Consider the following 23,527-nt stretch of genomic DNA (forward strand, 5'->3'; position numbering starts at 1 on the left):
TGTGTGAGGCGTGGCGCACTAGGGTATCGGTCACTGACTCGATCAAGATGTGCTAAGGGAACCTTAAGCAGTGGACCCGGTACAGGGTTCCCGGGTTCTTTTTCCCGGGTTCGTCCCGTGGCCGGTGGACGTTCACCGGCGGGGGTTCTCCTGGGACGATGTGGCTGGTCGAATGTCCGTCGTTCTGGGACCAGGGCCTGGTGCGGCCGCTGGTCACCGAGTCCGGCACGGTCGTGCTCCGGTGTGATTCGTGCTCAGCGGTCTGGCTGTCGCCGTCCGACGTCGAGGAGATGGCGTGGGTCGAGCCCGACGAGCCGGACTGGCTGGTCGGGGCCGGGATCCACGTCCGGCCGGGGACGGTCCGGTGGGCGTCGCGCCCGGACGTCGAGGCGGCGGGAATGGGGGCGTTGGCCTGGCGGGCGCTGCCTTAGGACGTCGGGTACGGCGGCTCGTGGGGGACGAGCTTGACCGCGAGGTGCAGCTGGTCGGTGGCCAGCAGGCCGGCGATGTCGCGCATCACGGGTGTGACGTCGGTGATGGCGGTGATCCACTCGTCGCGGGGTTCGCCGTCGATCCGGACCGCTTGGAAGTTCAGCGCCGTGTGGTCGAGATCTCGCTCCGGGACCCATTCGACGTGCCCGGCGAGGGCCTGTTCGAAGCCTGCCCGGGTGATGTCGAGGGCCAGGACGCGCTCGTGCCCCGGCTCGCGCCCGTTGCCGCTGAGGTAGGCCGCCAGGCGGAACGACGGCACGAACCACGTGGTCCCGCCCCCCTCGAAGGCCTGCTTCTCGAGCGCGGCATCGGCGACGGCGGGCGAGCAGGCCAGGTAGACCCGGATGGTCGTCTCGGTCCGCGCCGCCCGGACCTGCCGGTCGGGGACCCGCTTCTCCTCGAACATGCCCGCCATGCTCCCAGCGCCGGCCCGCCCCGGCCACGAACTTTCGTGCGCAAGGAGGCATCTCGCGTGATTGGAGGGGCATCACGCGTGATTGGGCGGGCATCGGGGTGATGCCTCTCCAGACACACGTGATGCCTTCCTGATCACGCGTGATGCCTCTTTCCGCACGGTCAGCCGAGGGACCAGAGGCGGGCGTAGTGGCCGCCCGCGGACAGGAGCTCGGTGTGGGTTCCCGTTTCCACTATGCGGCCGTGGTCCAGGACCACGATGCGGTCCGCGCGGGCCGCCGTGGCCAGGCGGTGGGCGACCACGAACGTCGTGCGGCGGCGGGCGACCGTCTCCGTCGCGCGCAGGACCGCCGCCTCCGTCGAGGGGTCGAGGGCCGCCGTGGCCTCGTCGAGGAGGAGGACGTCCGGGTCGACCAGCTCCGCCCTCGCCAGGGCCACCAGCTGGCGCTGGCCCGCCGACAGCGACCGGCCGCGCTCGCCCACCGGCTGCAGGAAGCCCGACGGCAGGGCCGCCACGCCGTCGAGCGCGCCCACCGCGCGGACCGCCGCCTCGACCTCCGCGTCCGTCGCCGACGGGCGGCCGTAGCGGACGTTGTCGGCCACCGTGCCCGAGAACAGGTGCGCCTCCTGCGGGACCACGCCCATCCGGCGCCGGAGCCCGGCCAGCTCGTACTCGCGGACGTCCGTGCCGTCGATCCGGACCTCGCCGCCGGTGACGTCGTAGTAGCGCGCCACCAGCTTCACCGCCGTCGACTTGCCCGCGCCGGTCGCGCCGACCAGCGCGATCGTCTCGCCGGCCGCGACGTCCAGCGAGAACTCCGCCAGCGCCGGGGCCTCCGCGCCGGCGTAGGAGAACTCGACCTCCTTGAACGAGACCTCGCCGCGCAGCCGGGGCGGCACGGCGACGGGCTTCTCGGCCGGCGGCACCGACGTCGGCGTGCGCAGCAGGTCGCCGATCCGGTTCAGGCCGACGCTCGCCTGCTGGTAGCCGTCGAACACCGCCGACAGCTGCTGGATCGGCGAGAAGAACTGCTGCAGGTACAGCAGGAACGCGAGCAGCACGCCGGCGGACAGCGTGCCCGCCGAGACGCGGTTCGCGCCCGCCACCAGCACCGTCGTGGTCGCCAGGTCCGACAGCAGCGCCACCAGCGGGAAGTACGTGGCCACGTACCGCTGGGCCCGCAGCCGCGAGCGCCGGTAGTCGTCGCTGCGCGAAGCGAACGCCTCCGCGGAGCGGTCTTCGCGCGTGTACGCCTGCGCGACGCGCAGCCCGCTGACGTTCTCCTGCATGTCCGCGTTGACGACGCTGACCCGCTCGCGGGCCTCGTTGTACGCCTTCGACGCCGACCGCCGGAAGATCACCGTGGCCACCGCCAGCACCGGCACCATCGCCAGCGCGTACAGCGCCAGCCCGGCGTCGGTGACCAGCAGCGCGCCGGTGATCCCGGCCAGTGTCAGCGCGCTGACCACCGCGGTGGCGAGGCCGGTCTGCAGGAACGTCGAGAGCGCGTCGACGTCCGTCGTCATCCGGGTCATGATCTTCCCGGACAGCTCCCGCTCGTAGTAGTCGAGCCCGAGCCGCTGCAGGTGCGCGTAGCTGCGGACGCGCAGCGCGTACAGCACCGTCTCGCCCACCCGCGCCGTCAGCCGCGTCTGCGCGAAGACCACCAGCCAGTCGGCCGCGATCACCGCGGCCCCGATCCCGGCGGCCAGCCAGATCATCCACTCGACACCCGCGCGCACGCCGTGGTCGACGCCGAACTGGTACAGCCCCGGCAGCGCGATCGACGCCAGCGCGTCCGCCGCCACCAGCGCGATCACCGCGGCCAGCGGCCAGCGCACCGGCCGCAGCAGCCCGGCCAGCCGGAACTTCGGGTCGGCCGCGGTGACGTCCACGCCCGGCAGCCGTGGCTCGTCGACGGCGGCCGGGAGCTTGCGCACGCCCTCGATCAGCTCCGGTGTCGGCGGCACGTCGAGCCCGCCACCCCCGCCGACCCACCCGCTGTTGTTCGGGTCGCCGCTGCGCATCCGCGCCGCTTCCGCCAGGGCGTCGACCTCGTCGCGGCTCTCGTCACGCGGCCACAGCGCCGGGGTGACACCGTCTTGGCCGCAGTCCAGGCCCTCGCAGCGGTGCTTCTCTTCGACGTCGTCGCCCGGGCCCGCCACCAGCTCGCGGAACAGCGGGCAGCGCGCCATCAGCTCGGCCTCGGTGCCGACGTCGACGACGCGGCCCTCGTCGAGGACCGCGATCCGGTCGGCCAGCGCCAGGGTGGAGCGCCGGTGCGCGATCAGCAGGGTGGTCCGCGTCGCGGTGACCGAGCGCAGGGTGTCGTGGATCGCCGCCTCGGTGACGGTGTCGATGGCCGACGTCGCGTCGTCGAGGACCAGGATCCGCGGGTCGGTGATCAGGGCCCTGGCCAGCCCGAGCCGTTGCCGCTGCCCGCCGGAGAGCGTGAGCCCGCGCTCGCCGACCAGCGTGTCGTAGCCGTCGGGCAGCGCGCGGATGAAGCCGTCGGCTTCCGCGGCCCTGGCCGCCGCGACGATCTCCTCCTCGGTCGCGTCCGGCCGGCCGTAGGCGATGTTGTCCCGGATCGAGGAGGAGAACAGGAACGCCTCTTCGAACACCACGCCGATCGCCTGCCGCAGCTGCCGCAACGGCACCTCACGGACGTCGAGGCCGCCGATCCGCACCGCGCCCTCGTGCACGTCGTAGAACCGCGGCAGCAGCAACGAGATCGTGGACTTCCCCGAGCCCGCGGTGCCGACCAGCGCGAGGGTTTCGCCCGGGTGGGCGGTGACCGAAAGGCCGTCGAGCACCGGTTCGCTGCGGGTGTAGCCGAACCGGACGCCGTCGAGCTCCACGCCCAGCGGCCCGGCCGGCAGCGGCCGCGCGTCCGGCGCGTCGACGACCTCCGGCTGCGCGTCGATCAGCTCGTACACCCGCTCGGCGCCGGCGCGGGTCAGCTGGGCCTGCACGACCAGCCCGGACAGCATCCGGGCCGGGCCGATCAACGTCGCCAGGTAGGTGGCGAAGGCCAGGAACGTGCCGAGCGTGATGGAGCCGTTCAGCGCGAGGACGCCGCCGATGCCGAGCACGGCGACCTGGCCGGCGGCGGGCAGGGCGGCGGTGGTCGCCGTCGGGAGCGCCGAGAGCTTCGCCGCGCGAAGCCGCTCCCCGAACAGCTTGCGCGCGGTCGCCTCGAGCTTCGAGACCTCCCGCGTCTCCTGGCCGAAGCCCTTGACCACCCGGACACCGGTGACGGTCTCTTCGACCTGCTGCGCGACGTCCGCCGCGCGCTGCTGGGCCGACCACGTGGCCGGGAACAGGCGCTTGCGGCTGCGCGTCACGATGATGCCGACCGCCGGCGTGACGACCAGCGCGATCAACGTCAGCACCGGCGACAGCCACAGCATCGCGACGAACGACAGCAGCGCGAAGACCACCGAGCCGAACGACAGCGGGACCTGCATCAGGATGCTGGTGACCAGCTGCAGGTCGGAGATCGCGCGCGAGGCGACCTGGCCGGTGCGCAGGGCGTCCTGCTTGCCGCCGTCCAGCCGCGAAACGGCGTTGAAGACGCGCTGACGCAGATCGTGCTGGACGTCGAGGGCGAGCTTCCCGCCGAGGTAGCGGCGCGCGAACGCGGTGCCGAAGGCGATCAGCTGCAGCGCGACCAGGAAGGCGGCGATCCCGGGCAGGCCGCCGGTGTGCCCGGCCACCGCGTCGTCGACCGCCGTGCGCACCAGCAGCGGGCTCGCGGCCTGCACGCCGACGCCGACCGCGGCGGCGAGCAGCGACAGCACGACGAGGACGCGGTGCTCCCACGCCGCGGCGGACAGCCGGCGGATCCAGCCGGCCGTCTCGGCGGGTGGGAGCTCTTGACGGGAGCGAGGCGGTGCGGTGGTCACGTTGTGACAGTAAGCGCCACCACCGACAAAATATTTCCCCGAATGCTCCGAAGGCCACCTCGAGCTGCTCGAGGTGGCCTTCGGGACAGGGAAAACTACGTGATGTCGCGCTTCTGGTTGCCCGCCCAGCCGAGGCCGAAGAAGAGCATCGTCCACGCGAAGAAGATCAGCGCCGACGCCCACCACGAGATCACGCCCGGCGCACCCGCCGCGAGCTGCAGGCCGAGCGCCGACCAGTGGTCGACGCCGCCCGGCAGGTTGAGCGAGTTGATCCCGAACGCGTCCGCCGCGATCCCGCCGACGATCCCGTTGGCGGTGCCGTTCGGCAGGATCCCGCCCAGGATGTCGGCCGGGCCCCAGAGCGCGATGACCAGGACGTTCTCGATGATCAGGAACCACACGATGAACAGCACCACGGCCAGCGGCACGTTGCGCAGCACCGCGCCGAACCCGATACCGAACAACGTCACCAGCACCGAGGCCAGGATCGTCCCGCCGAGCGCGGCCAGCCACTGGCCCGCGCTGGGCCACCGCCCGGAATCGACCGAAGCCATCACCGCGATCGCCGAGACACCGGCGCTCACCAGGCCGTAGATGGCGCCCCACCCCACGTAGGTGAGCATCTTCGCGGTCAGCGCGGTGACCCGGTTCGGCGCCGTCAGGAACGTCGTCGTGATCGTCTTGCTGCGGTACTCGCCGGCCAGCGCGAAGACGCCGAACAAGCCCGGGATCAGCTGCGCGATGTTCACGCCGTGCGCGAACGCCAGCAACCCGACCGGCAGCTTGCTCGCGTCCAGGCCGACCGCGCCCGCGATCTCGCGAGCGTCGGAACCGCCGATGTAGTCCGCGAAGTCGTTCGTGATCTTGCCCCACACGAACGTCAGCCAGAACGCGACCAGCGCCAGCGGGATCAGCAGCACCCACCACGTGTTCAGCGAGAGCGTCTTGCGGAACTCCGCCTTGATCAGGTTGCCCATCACTGCTGCGGTCCTCCCCAGTGCTGCTGCTGTTGCTGCTGTGGACCCGACGGCGGGCCCGGCTGGTAGTGCTGCTGGTGCGGCGGATAACCGGGCGGCGGGCCCTGGTACTGCGGCTGCGGCGGGTAACCCGGCGGCGGCTGGCCCGGCGCGCCGGCGTACTGGCCCTGCGTCAGCTGGAAGAACATCCGCTCCAGGTCGGCATGTTCCTCCTGCATCCCGTAGACGGCGATCCCGGCCTTCGCGGCGATGTCACCGATCTGCTGCACGCTCGACCCGGCCACCGCGACCCGGCCGTCCGGCGTCGGCGAAACCCCGACGATGCCGTTGTCCTGCAACGCCTTCACCAGCGCCGACGGGTCCGCCGGCTGCACCAGCACCCGCGACTGCTGGCTCTTGCGCAGCTGCTCCAGCGGGCCGTAGTACCGCGTGACGCCCTGGCTGATGATGACGACCTGGTCGATCAGCTGCTCGACCTCGTTGAGCAGGTGACTCGACACCAGCACCGTCCGCCGCTGCTCCCGCGCGTACGAGCGCAGGAAGTTGCGCAGCCACAGGATGCCCTCGGGGTCCAGGCCGTTCGTCGGCTCGTCGAGCACCAGCACCTGCGGATCGCCCAGCAGCGCCGTCGCCAGCGCCAGCCGCTGCCGCATGCCGAGCGAGAACCCGCCCGCCTTCCGGTCCGCGGCGCTGCCCAGGCCCACCAGGCCCAGCACCTCGTCGGCGCGCCGGTCCGGCACGCCGATCGCCGCCGCGTACACCCGGAGGTGGTTGCGGGCCGTCCGGCCCGGGTGGAAGCCCTCGTTCTCCAGCACCGAGCCCACCACCCGCGCCGGGTTCCCCAGCTGCGAGTGCGGCCGGCCGTTGATCGTCGCCGTCCCTGAAGTGGGTGTCACCAACCCGAGCAACATGCGCAATGTCGTCGTCTTCCCGGCGCCGTTCGGCCCCAGGAACCCCGTCACCGAACCCGGTTCGACCGTGAAGCTCAGGTTCTGCACGGCGTTCACTGCGCCGAACCGCTTGCTCAGGTTCTGCACCACAATCCGGCCACTGCCGTCGTGCATACCGTCCCCTAACGTTCCCCGCTGATGCGGCGTCATCCTGCCTTACCGGCGGCGACCGCGCGCACGGAACACCCGAGAGCGACTTTCGTCACTTTCCGCTACCGCCCGATGGCGGCCCCGATGCCGCTGACCAGAGGATTCGTGATCTCCGGCCAGATCAACTTGGTAAAGAATTCGTGCGACTTGCCGACCCGGTGCAGCCAAGTCCGCCGAAGCCCTCTAAGCTAGGTATCGGCGGCCCGCTCCCAGTGACCCCCAGGCTGGTTGAGCGGGTCGCCCCTTCGTCTCTGCATCGCGGCTTCGCCGCTCATGTCGACTTCGTCCTCTCACCCGGGGGGCCGAGCCCCCCGGACCCCCACGGTGCCTTTCGCTGCGGTTCCAGCCCTGCCGGACTCCCACCGTGCCTCTTTCGCTCGGCTTCCAGCCTTGCCGGACCCCACCGTGCCTTTTGCTCGGCTTCCAGCCCTGCCGGGTCTTCGGGCTTCCTGCTGCGGTTTCGGGCCTGCTGCGGTGGGTGGGTGTGGCATCGTGGCGCGGTGCGGATCTTGCTCGTTGAGGATGAACGGCGGCTTGCTGAGGCGCTGCGGGCCGGGCTCTGTGCTGAGGGGTATGCCGTTGATGTTGCCCACCATGGGCGGGATGCCCTCTGGCTTGCCGGTGAACATCCCTACTCCGCCATCGTGCTGGACATCATGCTTCCCGGGCTGAACGGCTACCGCGTCTGCCGGCGGCTGCGGGAACAAGGGGACCGGACTCCCATCCTGATGCTTACCGCCAAGGATGGGGAAGATGACGAGATCGAGGCCCTTGATACCGGGGCCGATGATTTTCTGCCCAAGCCCTTCTCCTACGGCGTCTTGCTCTCGCGGCTTCGCGCGCTCATCCGGCGTGGGGGTGCCACCCGGGCGGGTGTTCTCACGCTCGGGGATCTCGCGCTCGATCTGGCGGGGCGGACCTGCCGGCGCGGTACGGCCGACATCGTGCTCACCGGGAAGGAGTTCGCTCTCCTTGCCTACCTGATGCAGCGGCCGGGGCAGGTCGTCACCAAGAGTGAGCTGCTCGACAACCTCTGGGACTTCGCCTCCTCCGCGACTGCCAACCTGGTCGAGGTGCACGTCAGTGCGCTGCGGCGCAAGATCGATGTCCCGTTCGGGGCCGAGACCATCCGGACCGTGCGGGGCGCTGGTTACCGCGTGGCGACATGAACACAAAGAGAGCGGGCCCCTGCCGCGGTGCGACAGGAGCCCGCTCGGGCGGGATGGCTCAGGCGAGGACGGTGTCCAGCGGCGTGTGCGGCAGGTCGTGGGCCACCGCGACCGGGCCGTTCGTCAGGGCGCCGTCGTGCGTGTTGAGGCCCTTCGCCAGCGCGGCGTCGGCCTGCAGCGCGGCCTTCCAGCCGTGCTCGGCCAGCTGGACCGCGTACGGCAGGGTGACGTTCGTGAGGCCGTAGGTCGACGTCCGGGGCACCGCGCCCGGCATGTTCGCGACGCAGTAGAAGACCGACTCGTGCACGGTGTAGGTCGGCTCGTCGTGCGTGGTCGGGCGCGAGTCGGCGAAGCAGCCGCCCTGGTCGATCGCGATGTCGACGAGGACGCTGCCCGGCTTCATGCGGGCGACCAGGTCGTTCGAGACCAGCTTCGGCGCCTTCGCGCCGGGGACGAGCACCGCGCCGATGACCAGGTCGGCCTGCAGCACGGACTCCTCGACCGACAGCCGGTTCGACGTCACCGTGCGGATGCGGCCGCCGAAGTCGTTGTCGATCTGGCGGAGGCGGTCGACGTTGGTGTCGAGGATCTCGACGTCCGAGCCGAGGCCGAGAGCGACGCGGGCGGCGTTGAGGCCCGCGACCCCGCCGCCGATGACGACGACGCGCGCCGGGTGGACGCCGGGGATGCCGCCGGGCAGGACACCGCGGCCGCCGCTCGGCTTCATCAGCGAGAACGCGCCGACCTGCGGGGCCAGCCGACCCGCGACCTCCGACATCGGGGCGAGCAGCGGCAGCGCGCCGTTGGCGGTCTGCACCGTCTCGTAGGCGATCGCGGTGGTGCCGGCGGCCAGGAGCGCGTCGGTCAGCGGGCGGTCGGCGGCGATGTGCAGGTAGGTGAAGAGGACCTGGTCGCGCCGGAGCCGGCCGTACTCCTCGGCGATGGGCTCCTTGACCTTGAGGACGAGCTCGCCCTCGGCCCAGGTCTCGTCGGCGGTCGCGAGGATCTTGGCGCCGGCGGAGACGTACTCCTCGTCGGTGATGGACGAGCCGACGCCCGCACCGGTCTCGACGAAGACGTCGTGCCCGCGGCCGACCAGCTCGTGCACCCCCGCCGGGGTCAGCGCCACCCGGTATTCGTGCTTCTTGATCTCACGGGGAACGGCGATACGCACAGTCGGCCTCCTGGGTCGGTCTGCGTCCGGATTCGGTGCGGTGTCGCCACTCACGGTGAACCACCCGGACGGCGGTGTCATCGTGCTGGGCGGACAGTTCTGGTCAGTATTCGTGGTGCTGCGCGAACAATGCCTTGACCTCGACCTCACTGGAAGTTGCACGGTTGCCTCATGCGTGCGGTGTGGTTGAGAGAGTTCGGTGGTCCGGAAGTCCTGGTCCCGGGGGAGGCGCCGGATCCGGTGCCCGGGCCGGGGCAGGTGCTGGTGGAGGTGTGTTTCGCGAACATCACGTTCGTCGAGACGCAGTTCCGGGCGGGGGCGCCGGGGCCGTTCCGGGCTTCGCCGCCGGTGATCCCCGGCAACGGCGTCGGCGGCGTGATCGGCGCGGTCGGCCCGGGGGTGGAGCCGGGGCTGGTGGGGCAGCGGGTGGTCACGGCGACGGGCGGGTCCGGCGGGTACGCCGAGCGCGTCGCGGTGGACGCGGCGGCGGTGTTCGAGGTGCCGCCCGCGCTCTCGCTCGACGCGGCGGTGGCGCTGCTCGCGGACGGCCGGACGGCGACCGGTTTGGTGCATGCGACCAGGGTGCGCCCGGGCGATCGAGTCCTGGTCGAGGCGGCGGCGGGTGGCGTCGGCAGCCTGCTGGTCCAGCTCGCGAAGGCGGCGGGCGCGACGGTGATCGGCGCGGCCGGCGGGCCGGCGAAGGTGGCACGGGTGCTGGGGGCGGACGCGGTGGTGGACTACCTGCGGCCGGACTGGACGTCTTCGGTCGGCCCGCTCGACGTCGTGTTCGACGGGGTGGGCGGAGCGATCGGCACGGCGGCGTTCGGGCTGCTGCGCCGGGGCGGCCGGATGGCGGCGTACGGCCTGGCGGGCGGCTCGTGGGCGGAAGTGTCCGAAGAGGACGCCGCGGCCCGGGGAGTTTCGCTGGTGCGGTCGATCGGGACCCCGGCGGAGCTGCGGGCGTTCACGGAGTCGGCGTTGGCCGCGGCGGCGGCGGGGGACCTGGTGCCGGTGATCGGCCAGCGGTTCCCCCTGGAGAAGGCGGCGGACGCCCACGCGGCGATCGAGTCGCGGGCAACGGTGGGGAAGACGTTGCTGGTCACATGATCGACGAATTCCTTGCCCGCCCGTTGACGGCGCGGGTGGCCACGGACGGGCCGACGGTCAGGCCGACCTGGTACCTGTGGGAGGACGGCGCGTTCTGGATCCTCAGCGGCCCGTGGTCACGCTTGCCGTCGCTGGTTCTTTCGCGGCCTCGGATCGCGTTGTCGGTGGATGTCTGCGAGCTCGACACCGGGGTGGTTGTGCAGGTGCTGGCGAGCGGTGATGCTTCGGTGCGCCCGTTCGACGTGCCGCGGGGGCGGCGGAAGCTGGTGCGGTACCTGGGGGACGACGAACAGCGGTGGGATCCGCGGTTTCGCGAGTACCTGCACGGGGATGTCGGCGCGGTCTGGGTGCACCTGCGGCCTTCGCGGCTGGTGGCGAAGGACCTCAGCTACGAGGTGCCGGAAAAGCCGTGAAGGCCTCCTCCGGAGGGAGAAGGCCTTCACGGGTTCCGCCGCGGGAAGCGGAGGCTCAGGCGCGGTACGCCGACCAGGCGTTCTGCATCCGGGTGCTCTGGCCCGCGGTGAACTCGTACATGCAGCTGTCGTAGCTGTAGTCCATGAAGTTGTGCACCGGGTCCACGCCCGCCGTCGCGCAGGTGTCCTTGTTCGCCGGGCAGCCCGACGTCGCCGTGGCCTCGGCCGGGGTGTCCGCCACGTAGTCGCCCGATCCCGAGCAGCCGCCCTGGAACGTGTGGTACAGGCCCATCCAGTGGCCGACCTCGTGGGTTGCGGTGTCGCCCTCGTTGTAGTTCGTCGCCGAGCCGCCCGGGAGGGACGTGTCCAGCAGGACCACGCCGTCCAGCTTCGGCTGCGACTTGTAGTTCGAGGGGAACGTCGCCCAGCCCAGCAGGCTGTCGCCGAGGTTGGCCGTGTAGATGTTCAGCGCGTTCGCGCCGCCCTTGCGCAGCGCGTTCTTCATGTTGCGCTCGGCCGAGGTGCCGTCGGTGATCCCGTTGTACCAGGTCGCGTTGTTCGTGTAGTCGGTGCTGACCAGCGAGAAGCTGAAGCCGCTCGACGCGTACGCGCTGTTCAGGACCGAGATCTGCTTGCTGATCGTCGCCGCCGGGATGTTGCCCGCCGAACCGCTCGTGATCACGTGGAAGTACACCGGGATCGAAACCGCGGCCGCGGCCTGGGCGGAGCGGACCATGCGCTTGCCGGCGAGCTTGCTCTGCATGTCCGCCTCCATGCGGGCCGCCTCGGCCGGGGACACCGTGCCGGCGTGGCCGTCCCTGCTGCGGTCCGCGGCGTGCGCGGGGGTGAAGCAGTCGCCGCTCGGCGCCGCGACGGCGCTCCCGGCTCCCGCGGCCGGGATGGTCAAGGCGACCAGGGAGAGCGCGGACACCGCACCCAGCTTGACCGCCTTGCCGAAGCGCTTCGAACTGCTCATGGGCGAACTCCTCTTGCAACGACCCGGCTACCCGGGGTGGTGAGGAGAAAATGCGGCACGCGATCTTCGGAATCCACCATCTTTCGGCTGGAAAAGACAATCCGAACGATCGGCGCGATCCATGCGGAGTAGTGCATAAGTCCGGTGTTACGCCGAACGGCCCAATCAGCTCCAGCGCACGGCGACGAGCTGGGTCAGCAGCGCCAGCCGGACGTCGGGGTCGTCGAGGTCCAGCGGCACCAGCTCGAGGAGCTTCCGCATCCGGTACCGCAGGGTGTTCGGGTGGATCCGCAGCTCCCGCGCCGCCGCTCGCGGGTCGCCGGGGTGCCGCAGCCACTCGTACAGCGTCTCGACGTAGCCGGCCTTGCCCGACTCGTCGTGCGCGCGCAGGGTGCTCAGCGGGCCGAGGTCGGCGACCCGGGCCGCGGCCGCCGCCGTCGCGCCGCGGTGCAGCGTCAACGCCGTCCAGGCTTCGTCGAACGCGATCACGCGGTCGTGCAGGATCTCGGCGCGCAGCAGGCCCAGTGCTTCGTCGGCCTGGGCGCGTGACGCCGAGAGGTCGCCGATCCCGCCGGGGGAGCCCGCCGCCGCGCGCGGGGCTCCGCCGCGCCGGGACGCCGGTTGCGCTTCCAGCGCCTGGCGCAGCTCGGCCCAGCCGCCCGGGCCCGGCCGGTCCGGCACCACCGCGTAGAGCAGCCCGGCGAGCTCGGTCGCCACCGGACGGCTGCCGATGCCCTGGGAGATCCGTTCGAGCAGGGCCAGCCGCAGGCCCTCGGCGTCGCGCCCGTCGCCGCCGGTGACCTCGATGACGACCACACGGTGCGGCTCGTCGGACAGGTCCAGCTCCGCCATCGCCTTGCGCGGGTTCGCGTTGCCTTCGAGCACCGCCCGCAGCAGCTCGGCCGACGCGCGGCGCTGCGCGTCGGTGTGCGCGCGGCGTCGCAGCAGGTGCAGCGCGACGACCGGGGCGGCGTCGGCGAACGCGGCCGCGCGCTCGTCGGACACCGGCCCCGCGACCACCGCCCACATCGACCCGAGCAGCTCGCCGCCCATCCGGATCGGCACGATCAGCCGCGGCAGCGTGCCGTCGCGCTGGGCGGGGACGAAGATCGTCTGCCGGCCGCGGGACAGCTCGCGGAACACCCCGCGCGAGCGGAACCGCGCGAGGACGTCGTCGGGGATGCGGCGGCCCATGATCGTGGCGACGCGGGCGGGGTCGGTCAGGTCCTGGCGCGCGGAGTAGGCGAGCACGCGCGAGTTGGTGTCCTCGATGGTCACCGGCGCGTCGACGACGCTCGCGACGGCGTCGGCCAGCCGGAAGAGGTCGCCGGACCCCGGGTCGAGGTCCTCCGACTCGTCGGCGAGGGCGTCGAGGACGGTCCGCAGCAGCCAGACGAGCTGCGCCCATGACGTCGCCGCGTGCACCTGGATCAGCGCGATCCCGCTGGCCTTCGCGGCCCGCTTCACCGCCGGCTTCGCGGCCAGCGGCGGCTTGAGCAGCACGGCGGCCGCGCCCTGGCCGGCGCTCTGCCGCACCAGTTCGGCGGCGTCTTCGGGGCCGGTCGTGGCGACGCCGAGCACGAGGTCGCCTGCCGACAGGGTGAGGGCACCGCCGGGTTCGGCGATGACGACGTCGGCGACCGCGGGCGAGTCGTCGGGCAGCTGGAGCGCGTGCAGCAGCGTCGGACCCACCCGGTCGACCACGCTGCGCACCGAAACCACCAGTGCATTCTCGCCGAGAAACCTGTGGACGGCTCGGTAGGGTCGCCGGGGTGAGCGATGCCCGGCAGATCGTGGAAAGCGGTTACGACAGCGTGGCGCGGCGGCGCTGACCGGACGGCTCGACGACGGCGCCCGGGTCCTCGACCTCGGCTCGGCGTCGACCTCTCCGCGAGGCAGCTGGCGCTGGCGCGGCGGAACGTCCCGGGCGCGGTTCGAGCGGGGCGACATGACCGCACTGTCCTTTCCGGACGGCAGCTTCGACGCCGTGACGGCGTTCTGTTCGGTACTGCACGTGCCCCGCGAGGACCAGGGCGCGCTGTTCGCGCGGATCGCCGGCTGGCTGCGTCCCGGCGGCTGGTTCCTCGCCGCGCTCGGGTACAGCGAGGCGAACGGCGCCGAGGACGGCTGGCTGGGCACGCAGATGTTCTTCAGCAGCCACGCCCCGGCGGAAAACCGGCGGCTGCTCGCCGCGGCCGGGTTCACGCTCGAGGTGGACGAGACCGCCACGATGCGGGAACCGGAGGGGCCGGCGACCTTCCACTGGGTGCTTGGCCGGCGCTGAGCCGGGGCGACCAGCCGCAGTTCCGTGCCGCCGATACGGCGAGCCGGTGGTCCGGTCGGCCCGGCACGCGCCGAGCGCGCGGGCGAGCGAGCCGAACGAAGACCGGGCTTTATTTCATTCCGGCGCCGGCCGCGCGAGCGGCGGGGTGATCAGGCAGTGTCATCCGGGGCTTCGCCCCGAGCCGGGGGCTTCGCCACCCGGACCCCCGAGAGCCGGGTTGTGCGGCTTCCGCGCGTCGATGTCCTCCGGCGTGTACTGCTCCCGCTTGGTCGTCAACGCCCAGCGGTGCCCGTCGGGATCGACGACCCGGCCGTAACGCTCGCCGAAGAACATCTCGGTGACCGGTGCTTCGACCGTCGCGCCCGCGAAGACCGCGCGGCGGGCGAGGTCGTCCGGGTCCGCCGTCTCCAGGGTGAGCAGCATCGGGGTGCCGCCGATCGTCGACGGCGCCAGCGCGTCGAGCGCCGCGATCTCCTGGCTGACCAGCAGCCGCGCGTCGCCGACGGCCAGCTCGACGAACAGCACCGTGCCGTCCGGCAGCACCGTGCGGAACAGCTCGACCGCGCCGAACGCCTTGGCGTAGAAGGAAACGGCGGCGTCCACCTCGCGCACGAACAGGTGCGGCACCAGGCCGAGCGGGCGGCTCACGCCGACTCCGGGCGCGCCGTCAGCCCGGCGTCGGCGGCCGCGGCGACCAGCCGGGCCAGCAGGGCCGTCTCCCGCGCGGCGGCCGCCCGGCCGGCCGGGGTGATCCGGTAGTAGCGGCGACGCGAGTCCTCGCCCGGGAGCTCCTCGGCCAGGCCGTCGGCGGCCAGCCGGGCCAGCGTCCGGTAGAGCGTGCCGGGCCCCAGCTGGACGGCGCCACCGGTGACCTCGGCGACGAACCCCATGATCCCGTAGCCGTGCGCGCGCCCGCCCGGCCCGGTGGCCAGGGCCAGGAGCACCTGGAACGCCGCGGGGGTCAGCGGGTTGCCGTCGGCCATGGCCCGAGCCTACACTCCGAGCTGGTTATATCCATGGTGGATATATAGAGAGGCGGGGTCATGCCCATCCAGGGAGTCGGCAAGGTCGTGGTCGGGGTCGCGGACCAGGCACGTGCCAAGGAGTTCTGGTCGGAGGTCGTCGGCTTCACGGTGACGACGGACGTGCCCTACGACGACCAGGGGCGGCGCTGGGTCGAGGTGACCGCGCCGGACGGGACGGTCCTCGTGCTCAGCGAGACCCCCGAGGACCGCCCCCGGAGCACTGCCGACCAGCTTCCGACGTCGAACTTCTTCCTGTACGCCGACGACGTCGAGAAGACGTACGAGGAGCTGTCGGCGAAGGGTGTGGAGTTCCCCGCGAAGCCGGAGAAGCAGCCGTGGGGCTGGTGGTCGATGTTCACCGACTCCGAGGGGAACCGCTTCGCGTTGCAGCAGCGCGACTAGCGCGACAACACCGCCGTCAGGACCCGCCGCAACTCGCCGGCCGGGTCCGCGATCGGCTCCGGTGACCGCCACGCGACGATGCCGTCGGGCCGCACCAGCGACGCGCCGCCCGCCGAAAGGCCGTACCGGGGCGCGAAGACGTCGTCGTCGATCACGTGGCAGTCGAGGGGGATGCCCAGCTCGGCCGCGGCGGGCCGCCACCGCGTGTCGTCGCCCGCGCACAGGAGCACCCACGAGTGCCCGAGCAGGTCCACAGTGGACGCCAGACCCGGCGCCCGGAAGCCGGGCCGTCCGGTCGGGGCGTGCACGTCCTCGACGCGCTCGCCGTCGTCCGGCTCCTCCGAGAGCACCGCGGTCGAGCGGTAGCGGAACCCGAGCAGGATCGCCAGCTGGTCCTCGGCCCTCGTCAGCCCGGAGACGTCGAGGTCGGGGTGCATGCGCTGCTTCATGTTGTGCAGTGACGTGTCGACGACCATCCGCGCGATCGGCTTCCGCTCGGCTTCGTAGGTGTCGAGGAGCCCGTCGCCGGCCTCGCCGCGCAGGACCGCCGCGAGCTTCCACGCGATGTCCGCGGCGTCGCCGACCGCCGTGTTGCCGCCCATCCCGCCCGTCGGCGGCGTCACCTTCGCCGCGTCGCCGACCAGGAAGACCCGGCCGGCGCGGAACCGGTCGGCGAGCCGCGCGGCGACTTCCCACGAGCCGGTCCAGACGATCCGCGGGGCCAGCTCCGGCAGGTCGGTGGCGGCGCGGATCATCGCGACGAGCCGGTCGTGGGTGAAGTCCTCCGGGCGCTCGCCGCGCTCCGGGTGGTAGTCCGGCGCGAAGACGTACCGGTCCGGCACGTCGGTGTTCACGAACCCGGCGGTGAAGTCGGGGTGCCGCAGGTAGAACAGGTCGGACAGGCCGGCCTGGACGCGGTCGCCGAGGTCGGCGTCGAAGACCACGCCGAGGCAGTGGCTCAGCGCGTCGGGCCCGGTGGTCCCGATGCCGAGCCGCTGCCGGATCCCGCTGCGGCCGCCGTCGGCGGCGACGACGTAGTCCGCGCGCACCACGGTTTCTTCGCCGGAATCGCGGTGGCGCAGCGTCGCGGTGACGCCGTCGTCGTCCGGCACCAGGTCGGTCAGCTCCGTCCGGAACCGCACCCGCGCGCCCGCCTTTTCCGCGTGGGCCAGCAGGATCGGCTCCACGACGTCCTGGCCGGCCATCCCGGCGGGCAGCGTCGTCGACGCCGAGACGTCGAACTCGCTGCCGTCCTGGACGAGCCGGTGCAGCACGCGGCCGGCCAGGCTGGTCGCGACGGTGATCCGCAGGCCCTGCGACGCCCGCGGGCTCGCCGCCAGCACTTCCCGGTCGATGCCCGCCCAGTGGAACAACTCCATCGTGCGCCAGTTCTGCCCGGCGGCGCGCGGGTGGATCGACGTCCCCGCGTGCCGCTCGACGGCCAGCACGTCCACCCCCGCCTGCGCCAGGAACAACGCGGCCGACAGCCCGCCCAGCCCGGCCCCGGCGACCAGCACCTGCACCCGCTCCGTCACGACTACCCCCTGTCCTTGAATCTCATTTATAAAACATCTTAGACACAGAGAGATTTGGCTGACAAGATAATCCGGCTCTCAGGAGGTGGGAAGGGTTGGGTGGGCCGTTCGGCGCAAGTAGCTTCGGGCCGGGCAGCCCTCCACGAATCCGTTGAACCGCAAGGAGAAACCGATGGCCGAGACTTCGGCGTGGTCGTTCGAGACCAAGCAGATCCACGCGGGTGCCGCCCCGGATCCGGCCACCGGGGCGCGGGCGACGCCGATCTACCAGACGACGTCGTACGTCTTCCGCGACAGCCAGCACGGCGCCGACCTGTTCAGCCTCGCCGAGCCCGGCAACATCTACACGCGGATCATGAACCCCACCCAGGACGTGCTGGAGCAGCGGCTGGCCGCGCTCGAAGGCGGCGTCGCGGCGCTGGCGTTCGCGTCCGGCTCGGCCGCGACCACGGCGGCGGTCCTGAACCTCGCCGGCGCGGGCGACCACTTCGTCTCGAGCCCGTCGCTCTACGGCGGCACCTACAACCTCTTCCACTACACGCTGCCGAAGCTCGGCGTCGAGGTCACCTTCGTCGACGACCAGGACGACCTGGAGCAGTGGCGGGCGGCCGTCCGGCCGAACACCAAGTTGTTCTTCGCCGAGACGCTGGCCAACCCGGGCAGCAACGTCCTCGACATCCGGGGGGTCGCCGACGTCGCGCACGAGGCCGGCGTCCCGCTCGTCGTCGACAACACCGTGCCGACGCCGTACCTGCTGCGCCCGATCGAGCACGGCGCCGACGTCGTCGTGCACTCCGCGACGAAGTACCTCGGCGGCCACGGGACGACGGTGGCCGGCGTGCTGGTCGACGGCGGCACGTTCGACTTCGGCAACGGCCGGTTCCCCGGCTTCACCGAACCCGACCCGAGCTACCACGGCTTGAAGTACTGGGAGGCGCTCGGCCCGGGCGCGTACGCGGCGAAGGCCCGCGTGCAGATCCTGCGTGACACGGGCGCGGCGATCTCGCCGCTGAACAGCTTCCTGATCCTGCAAGGCATCGAGACGCTGTCGCTGCGCATCGAGCGGCATGTCTCGAACGCGCAGGCGCTGGCCGAGTGGCTGGAGCAGCGCGACGAGGTCGAGCAGGTCTACTACGCCGGCCTGCCGTCGAGCCCGCACCACGCCAACGCGCGGAAGTACCTGCCGCGCGGCGCGGGCGCGGTCCTGTCGTTCGACCTGCGTGGCGGCGTGGCGGCGGGCCGGAAGTTCGTCGACGGCACCGAGCTGCACAGCCAGCTGGTGAACATCGGCGACGTCCGCAGTCTGATCGTGCACCCGGCGTCGACCACGCACAGCCAGCTCACGCCCGAGGAGCAGCTGTCCACCGGCGTCACGCCCGGACTGGTCCGGCTGGCCGTCGGGCTGGAGGGGATCGAGGACCTCAAGGCCGATCTCGAGGCCGGATTCCGGGCGGCCAAGGCGGAACTGTGACCGTCACCGGCGCCTGGCGGGCCGGTGACCCGCCAGGCCGCCGGAAGTTCGTCACCGGCCCCGGCGCGCTCGCGCTGGAGGCCGGTGGCGTGCTGCCCGCGTTCACGCTCGCCTACGAGACCTGGGGGACGCCGAACTCCGGCGCGTCCAATGCGATCCTCGTCGAGCACGCGCTGACCGGCGACAGCCACGCGGCCGGACCCGCGGAGCCGGGGCACCCGAGCGCGGGCTGGTGGGACGGGCTGATCGGGCCGGGCAAGGCCATCGACACGAACGAGTTCTTCGTCGTGGTCCCGAACGTGCTGGGCGGTTGCCAGGGCTCGACCGGGCCGTCGTCCCTTTCGCCGGACGGGCGGCCGTGGGGCAGCCGGTTCCCGGCGGTGACGGTCCGGGACCAGGTGGCCGCGGAGGCGGTACTGGCCGACCACCTCGGCGTTTCCCGGTGGGCGGCCGTCGTCGGCGGCTCGATGGGCGGGATGCGGGCGCTGGAGTGGGCGGTGACGCACCCGGCGCGGGTGGCTTCGGTGCTGGTGCTGGCGTCGACCGCGCGGGCGTCGGCGGAGCAGATCGCCTGGGCGGCCCCGCAGCTGCACGCGATCCGCGGCGACCCGTGCTTCCACGGCGGCGACTACTACGCGGCGCCGTCGGGACCGGTGACCGGGCTCGGCATCGCCCGGCGGATCGCGCACGTCACCTACCGCAGCGAGCCCGAGCTGGCCCAGCGGTTCGGCCCGGTGTCGCAGGACGGCGAAGACCCCCTGCGCGGCGGCCGGTTCGCCGTCGAGTCCTATTTGGACCACCACGCGGCCAAACTGGTCCGGCGGTTCGACGCGAACAGCTACCTGGTGCTGACCGAGTCGATGAACACCCACGACGTCGGCCGTGGCCGCGGCGGCGTGGCGGCGGCACTCGGCCGGGTGACGGCCCGGGCGGTGATCGGCGGCGTCGACAGCGACCGGCTCTACCCGCTGTACCAGTCGGCGGAGATCGCGGCCGGGATCCCGGGCGCGCCGGAGCCGTCGGTGGTGTCGTCACCGTACGGCCACGATTCGTTCCTCATCGAAACCGGCCAGATCGCGGCCCTGGTGAAGCAGTTGCTCGGCTGAGTCCCGAGCGCCCCAATGTGGCCTTCGGTGCGTTGAACGCACCCAAGGCCACCTTGGGGGCGCTTGGGTCTAGTCGGAGACGGCCTCGGAGATCCAGGGCGCCACCGGCAGGTCGCGGTCCAGGCACTCCACCGACAGCCGGATGGTCCAGCGCAGCGCCTGCAGGACGAGGCTGTCGACCTCGTCCGGGGCGGCGTTGGCGAGGGCGATCTCGACCTGCTCCTGCGCGGCTTCGGTGTTGCCGTGGACCTCCGCGAGCAGCGTCCGGACCGCGGTCCGCACCGGCGGGTCGGCCTGGTCGATCGAGACCTCTTCGCCGTCCTCGTCGAACACCTGGACCTTCACCGGGGCGCTGCCGCCGTCGCCGAGGGTGGACACCATCGCGCTGCACTCGCCGAAGAGCAGCAGCATCAGGGCCTTGGTCTCGTCCGCGCGGGCCTGCGGCTCGGCGGCCGAGGGCGCGACCTCGCCCAGCGCTTCGGCGTCGTCACCGAGGCTCAGCGCGGTCAACGCGCGCTGAGCCTTCTCGACGAGCCGGCGCTCCTGCTCGCTCCAATCCGGGTCCACGTGCCCCATCAAACACCACCGCGGCGCTCGTGGGGATACCTTGATCGGCCGATCGTCATCCGGCCGCGTGAAGGGCACCCAGCGCGAGCCGGCAGAGCAGTTCGGCCAGCTCTTCGTCACCGAGATGGCGGTTGTACGGGGTCGAGTTGATCAGTCCGAACACGGCGTGTGCTGCCGACCGCGCCTGCCGTTCACCCAGGTCCGGGACCGCGTCGCGGATCACGCGCACCCACACCTCGACGTACTGCCGCTGGAGCGCGCGCACCTGCTTGCGGTCGGCGTCGGTGAGGTTGGCGAGGTTGCGCTCCTGAACGGTGATCAAGGCGGGGTGCGCGAGCGCGAAGTCGACGTGGAACCGCACGAGGCCGGTCAGCGTGTCGTCGGGCGCACCCGGCCGGGCGGCCCGCGCGGTGCCGCCCTCGAGCAGGTAGCGGCTGATCGAGTTCAGCATTTCGCCGAGGATGGCGTCCTTGCTGCGGAAGTGCCGGTAGAGCCCCGGCCCGGAGATGCCGACGGCTGCCCCGATGTCGTCGATGCCGACGCCGTGGAAGCCGTGGTGCGCGAACAGTTCGGCGGCCGCGGACAGGATCTGTTCGCGCCTGCTCGCCTTCTCGCCGTTCACGAGAGGGGTGGGGTTGCCCGGCATCCGGTCAGTTTAGAGCGGCAGGTTAGCGAGCGCTAACGTCCGGTGGCGCCGCCGACCTTGCGCTGCGGCGAACGGCGGTTGACGGACTGATCACGTTCCCTCCTTCCGGCGTGGGCTAAGTGGGTACCTGCCGGTAACCAGGGGTTCCTTGTCAGGCTTCCACCTGCTGTTCTATTTGGGTCGGCTCTGTCACAAAGGAGTGACCATGGCTGTTCCCACCCGTAATTTCCGGCGATCCCTCCTACGGTTGAGCACGGCCCTGGGGGCCGTTGTCCTTTCCACTCTCGGCGTCACGGGCCTCGCCCACGCCGCCGGGACCGTCTACGCCGCGCTCGGCGACTCCTATTCCTCCGGGGTCGGGGCCGGCAGCTACGGCACTTCCGGGAGCTGTTACCGCAGCTCCAAGGCCTACCCGCAGCTGTGGACCAACGCCCACAGCGGTACCTCGTTCACGTTCCTCGCCTGCTCAGGGGCGAAAACCGGGGACGTGATCAACCAGGCGAACTCGATCCCGTCGTCGGCCACGCTCGTCACGGTGACCGTCGGCGGCAACGACGCCGGGTTCGCGGACGTGATCCAGGCCTGCACCCTGGGCAGCGACTCCGACTGCGTGAACCGCGTGAACACGGCCAAGACGTACGTCAACAACACGTTGCCGCCGTTGCTCACCAACACCTACAACGCGATCAAGGCCAAGGCGCCGGGCGCCAAGCTCGTCGTCCTGTCCTACCCGCGCTTCTACACCGTGCCCGGCTCCTGCTGGGTCGGGCTCAGCGACACCAAGCGCACCGCGATCAACTCCGGCGCGGACACGCTCGCGTCGGTGATCCAGGCGCGGGCGGCCTCGGCGGGGGCGACCTTCGTCGACGTCCGGCCGTCGTTCGCCGGGCACAACATCTGCTCGTCGGCCGACGACTACCTGCACAGCCTCACCTGGCCGGTGATCGAGTCCTACCACCCGACCGCGGCCGGGCAGTCGGGCGGCTACTACGCCCCGCTGCGGGCGGCGATCGGCTGACCGCGTCCCACGGAGGCCACCCCGGTCCGCCGGGGTGGCCTTCTCTGCAACCCGGCGACTGGACACCCACGTTAGCGGTCGCTAACATCGGAGCGTAGGTTAACGCCTGCTAACTTCGAGGGAGCCCATGGACACGCCGGCACTGGGGACTACGGCTGCCCCGGACAGCGAGGCCTACGCCCGCAACGCCACCTCCCACGCGGAGCTGGTGGAAGACCTCCGCAAACGCCTGGCGGCCGCCCGGCTCGGCGGGCCGGAGAAGGCGCGCACCCGGCACGTCGAACGCGGCAAGCTGCTGCCCCGCGACCGCGTCGACACGCTGCTGGACCCGGGTTCGCCGTTCCTCGAGCTGTCCCCGCTGGCCGCGAACGGACTCTACGACGACGAAGCGCCGTCCGCCGGGATCATCACCGGCGTCGGGCGGGTCTCGGGCCGGGAATGCGTGGTCGTCGCCAACGACGCCACCGTCAAGGGCGGCACGTACTACCCGATGACCGTCAAGAAGCACCTGCGCGCCCAGGAGGTCGCGCTGCACAACAACCTGCCGTGCGTCTACCTGGTGGACTCCGGCGGCGCGTTCCTGCCCAGGCAGGACGAGGTCTTCCCGGATCGTGAACACTTCGGCCGGATCTTCTACAACCAGGCGACGATGTCCGCGCGCGGCATTCCGCAGATCGCCGCCGTGCTCGGCTCGTGCACGGCCGGCGGCGCGTACGTCCCCGCGATGAGCGACGAAGCCGTGATCGTCCGGAACCAGGGCACGATCTTCCTCGGCGGCCCGCCACTGGTGAAGGCCGCGACCGGCGAGGTCGTCACGGCCGAGGAGCTGGGCGGCGGCGACGTCCACGCCCGCCAGTCCGGCGTCACCGATCACCTGGCCGACGACGACGCGCACGCGCTGCGGATCGTCCGGTCGATCGTTTCGACGCTCGGGCCGCGCGCCCCGCGGCCCTGGGACGTCCTCCCGACCGAGGCGCCCGCCGTCGACCCGGCCGAGCTGTACGGCGTCGTGCCGACCGACCCGCGCGTGCCCTACGACGTCCGCGAGGTCATCGCCCGGATCGTCGACGGCAGCCGGTTCGGCGAGTTCAAGAAGGAGTACGGCGCGACGCTGGTCACCGGGTTCGCCCGGATCCACGGTCACCCGGTCGGCATCATCGCGAACAACGGCGTGCTCTTCGCCGAGTCGGCGATGAAGGGCGCGCACTTCATCGAGCTGTGCGACAAGCGCTCGATCCCGCTGCTGTTCCTGCAGAACATCACCGGCTTCATGGTCGGGCGCGCGTACGAGGCGGGCGGCATCGCCAAGCACGGCGCCAAGATGGTGACGGCGGTGGCGTGCGCGCGGGTGCCGAAGCTGACTGTCGTCATCGGTGGCTCGTTCGGGGCGGGCAACTACTCGATGTGCGGCCGGGCGTACTCGCCGCGGTTCCTGTGGATGTGGCCGAACGCGCGGATCTCGGTGATGGGCGGCGAGCAGGCGGCGTCGGTGCTGTCGACGGTCCGCCGCGACGCCATCGAGGCCCGCGGCGGCGAATGGTCCACCGAGGACGAAGAGGCGTTCAAGGACCCGATCCGCGAGCAGTACGAGGCGCAGGGCAGCCCGTACTACTCCACCGCGCGGCTGTGGGACGACGGCGTGATCGACCCGGCGGACACCCGCACGGTGCTCGGCCTCGCCCTCTCGGCCGCGGCCAACGCGCCGCTGTCCGAGGTCAACTACGGCGTCTTCCGGATGTGAG

The 23,527-nt window shown here is 71.8% G+C and carries 22 protein-coding genes; 10 read left to right on the top strand and 12 right to left on the bottom strand.

The genetic code is table 11. The annotated features are described in order from the left end of the window. The first annotated feature begins 158 nt into the window (after window positions 1–158). The gene (locus tag I4Q55_RS22075; RefSeq protein WP_206790176.1) at window positions 159–431 is read left to right on the top strand and encodes a hypothetical protein; all 273 of its coding nucleotides are present in this window, start codon (window positions 159–161) and stop codon (window positions 429–431) included. Here I4Q55_RS22075 and I4Q55_RS22080 read toward each other — a convergent pair. The 4 genes from I4Q55_RS22080 to I4Q55_RS22095 form a co-directional block, all read right to left on the bottom strand. Further along, entirely contained in the window at window positions 428–898 is a 471-nt protein-coding gene (locus I4Q55_RS22080) for a DUF4291 family protein (RefSeq protein ID WP_206790177.1), read from the bottom strand. The two genes, I4Q55_RS22075 and I4Q55_RS22080, sit on opposite strands and share 4 nt — an antisense overlap. A gap of 170 nt (window positions 899–1,068) precedes the next feature. Then, window positions 1,069–4,815: an ABC transporter ATP-binding protein gene (locus tag I4Q55_RS22085; protein WP_206790178.1), complete on the bottom strand. Its 3,747-nt coding sequence runs from the start codon at window positions 4,813–4,815 to the stop codon at window positions 1,069–1,071. Window positions 4,816–4,910: 95 nt separating this feature from the next. Beyond that, entirely contained in the window at window positions 4,911–5,792 is an 882-nt protein-coding gene (locus I4Q55_RS22090) for an ABC transporter permease subunit (protein WP_206790179.1), read from the bottom strand. Next, window positions 5,792–6,856: an ABC transporter ATP-binding protein gene (locus I4Q55_RS22095; protein WP_206790180.1), complete on the bottom strand. Its 1,065-nt coding sequence runs from the start codon at window positions 6,854–6,856 to the stop codon at window positions 5,792–5,794. Before I4Q55_RS22095 ends, I4Q55_RS22090 begins: the two co-directional genes overlap by 1 nt. A gap of 536 nt (window positions 6,857–7,392) precedes the next feature. Between I4Q55_RS22095 and I4Q55_RS22100 the strand changes: the two genes are divergently transcribed. Further along, a complete protein-coding gene (locus I4Q55_RS22100; protein WP_206790181.1) occupies window positions 7,393–8,061 on the top strand; it encodes a response regulator transcription factor in 669 nt (222 codons plus the stop codon). A gap of 58 nt (window positions 8,062–8,119) precedes the next feature. Here the strand turns inward: I4Q55_RS22100 and ald are convergent, their stop codons facing one another. Further along, window positions 8,120–9,235 carry an alanine dehydrogenase gene (ald, locus tag I4Q55_RS22105; protein WP_206790182.1) on the bottom strand — a complete coding sequence of 372 codons (1,116 nt, stop codon included), beginning with the start codon at window positions 9,233–9,235 and terminating at the stop codon, window positions 8,120–8,122. 171 nt (window positions 9,236–9,406) lie between these two features. Between ald and I4Q55_RS22110 the strand changes: the two genes are divergently transcribed. Then, entirely contained in the window at window positions 9,407–10,342 is a 936-nt protein-coding gene (locus tag I4Q55_RS22110; RefSeq protein ID WP_206790183.1) for a zinc-binding dehydrogenase, read from the top strand. Beyond that, window positions 10,339–10,755, top strand: a complete 417-nt coding sequence (locus I4Q55_RS22115) for a pyridoxamine 5'-phosphate oxidase family protein (RefSeq protein ID WP_206790185.1) — start codon at window positions 10,339–10,341, stop codon at window positions 10,753–10,755. Before I4Q55_RS22110 ends, I4Q55_RS22115 begins: the two co-directional genes overlap by 4 nt. A gap of 55 nt (window positions 10,756–10,810) precedes the next feature. Here the strand turns inward: I4Q55_RS22115 and I4Q55_RS22120 are convergent, their stop codons facing one another. After that, window positions 10,811–11,731: a zinc metalloprotease gene (locus tag I4Q55_RS22120; protein ID WP_206790186.1), complete on the bottom strand. Its 921-nt coding sequence runs from the start codon at window positions 11,729–11,731 to the stop codon at window positions 10,811–10,813. Between the two features lie 165 nt (window positions 11,732–11,896). Then, a complete protein-coding gene (locus tag I4Q55_RS22125; RefSeq protein WP_206790188.1) occupies window positions 11,897–13,453 on the bottom strand; it encodes a PucR family transcriptional regulator in 1,557 nt (518 codons plus the stop codon). A 226-nt stretch (window positions 13,454–13,679) separates the two neighbouring features. Here I4Q55_RS22125 and I4Q55_RS22130 point away from each other — a divergent pair, with 226 nt between their 5' ends. After that, on the top strand, window positions 13,680–14,015 hold the full coding sequence (locus I4Q55_RS22130; RefSeq protein WP_242546450.1) for a class I SAM-dependent methyltransferase: 336 nt from the start codon (window positions 13,680–13,682) through the stop codon (window positions 14,013–14,015). A gap of 159 nt (window positions 14,016–14,174) precedes the next feature. On the opposite strand, the gene I4Q55_RS22135 is transcribed toward I4Q55_RS22130, so the two are convergent. Then, window positions 14,175–14,663: a VOC family protein gene (locus tag I4Q55_RS22135; RefSeq protein ID WP_206790190.1), complete on the bottom strand. Its 489-nt coding sequence runs from the start codon at window positions 14,661–14,663 to the stop codon at window positions 14,175–14,177. Continuing rightward, on the bottom strand, window positions 14,660–14,998 hold the full coding sequence (locus tag I4Q55_RS22140; protein ID WP_206790192.1) for a PadR family transcriptional regulator: 339 nt from the start codon (window positions 14,996–14,998) through the stop codon (window positions 14,660–14,662). Before I4Q55_RS22140 ends, I4Q55_RS22135 begins: the two co-directional genes overlap by 4 nt. Before the next feature lie 60 nt (window positions 14,999–15,058). Between I4Q55_RS22140 and I4Q55_RS22145 the strand changes: the two genes are divergently transcribed. After that, window positions 15,059–15,442 (top strand): glyoxalase superfamily protein, encoded by a 384-nt coding sequence (locus tag I4Q55_RS22145; RefSeq protein ID WP_206790194.1) that lies wholly within the window; start codon window positions 15,059–15,061, stop codon window positions 15,440–15,442. On the opposite strand, the gene rdmE is transcribed toward I4Q55_RS22145, so the two are convergent. Beyond that, window positions 15,439–16,977, bottom strand: a complete 1,539-nt coding sequence (rdmE, locus tag I4Q55_RS22150; protein WP_206790197.1) for an aklavinone 12-hydroxylase RdmE — start codon at window positions 16,975–16,977, stop codon at window positions 15,439–15,441. The two genes, I4Q55_RS22145 and rdmE, sit on opposite strands and share 4 nt — an antisense overlap. 172 nt (window positions 16,978–17,149) lie before the next feature. Here rdmE and I4Q55_RS22155 point away from each other — a divergent pair, with 172 nt between their 5' ends. Both I4Q55_RS22155 and I4Q55_RS22160 read left to right on the top strand, forming a co-directional pair. Next, window positions 17,150–18,448 carry a bifunctional o-acetylhomoserine/o-acetylserine sulfhydrylase gene (locus I4Q55_RS22155; RefSeq protein ID WP_206790199.1) on the top strand — a complete coding sequence of 433 codons (1,299 nt, stop codon included), beginning with the start codon at window positions 17,150–17,152 and terminating at the stop codon, window positions 18,446–18,448. Continuing rightward, a complete protein-coding gene (locus I4Q55_RS22160) occupies window positions 18,445–19,554 on the top strand; it encodes a homoserine O-acetyltransferase (RefSeq protein ID WP_206790201.1) in 1,110 nt (369 codons plus the stop codon). The genes I4Q55_RS22155 and I4Q55_RS22160 overlap by 4 nt, the downstream gene beginning before the upstream one ends. 69 nt (window positions 19,555–19,623) lie before the next feature. Here the strand turns inward: I4Q55_RS22160 and I4Q55_RS22165 are convergent, their stop codons facing one another. Both I4Q55_RS22165 and I4Q55_RS22170 read right to left on the bottom strand, forming a co-directional pair. Next, window positions 19,624–20,130 (bottom strand): hypothetical protein, encoded by a 507-nt coding sequence (locus tag I4Q55_RS22165; RefSeq protein ID WP_013229665.1) that lies wholly within the window; start codon window positions 20,128–20,130, stop codon window positions 19,624–19,626. A gap of 46 nt (window positions 20,131–20,176) precedes the next feature. Further along, window positions 20,177–20,767 (bottom strand): TetR/AcrR family transcriptional regulator, encoded by a 591-nt coding sequence (locus tag I4Q55_RS22170; RefSeq protein ID WP_206790203.1) that lies wholly within the window; start codon window positions 20,765–20,767, stop codon window positions 20,177–20,179. A 247-nt stretch (window positions 20,768–21,014) separates the two neighbouring features. Between I4Q55_RS22170 and I4Q55_RS22175 the strand changes: the two genes are divergently transcribed. Then, complete coding sequence (locus I4Q55_RS22175; RefSeq protein ID WP_206790204.1) at window positions 21,015–21,785, top strand: SGNH/GDSL hydrolase family protein; 771 nt, start codon at window positions 21,015–21,017, stop codon at window positions 21,783–21,785. Window positions 21,786–21,912: 127 nt separating this feature from the next. After that, window positions 21,913–23,526, top strand: a complete 1,614-nt coding sequence (locus I4Q55_RS22180; protein ID WP_206790205.1) for a carboxyl transferase domain-containing protein — start codon at window positions 21,913–21,915, stop codon at window positions 23,524–23,526. The last annotated feature ends 1 nt before the right edge of the window (window position 23,527 follow it).

It is taken from the genome of Amycolatopsis sp. MtRt-6, assembly GCF_017308975.1.
GTDB lineage: Bacteria > Actinomycetota > Actinomycetes > Mycobacteriales > Pseudonocardiaceae > Amycolatopsis.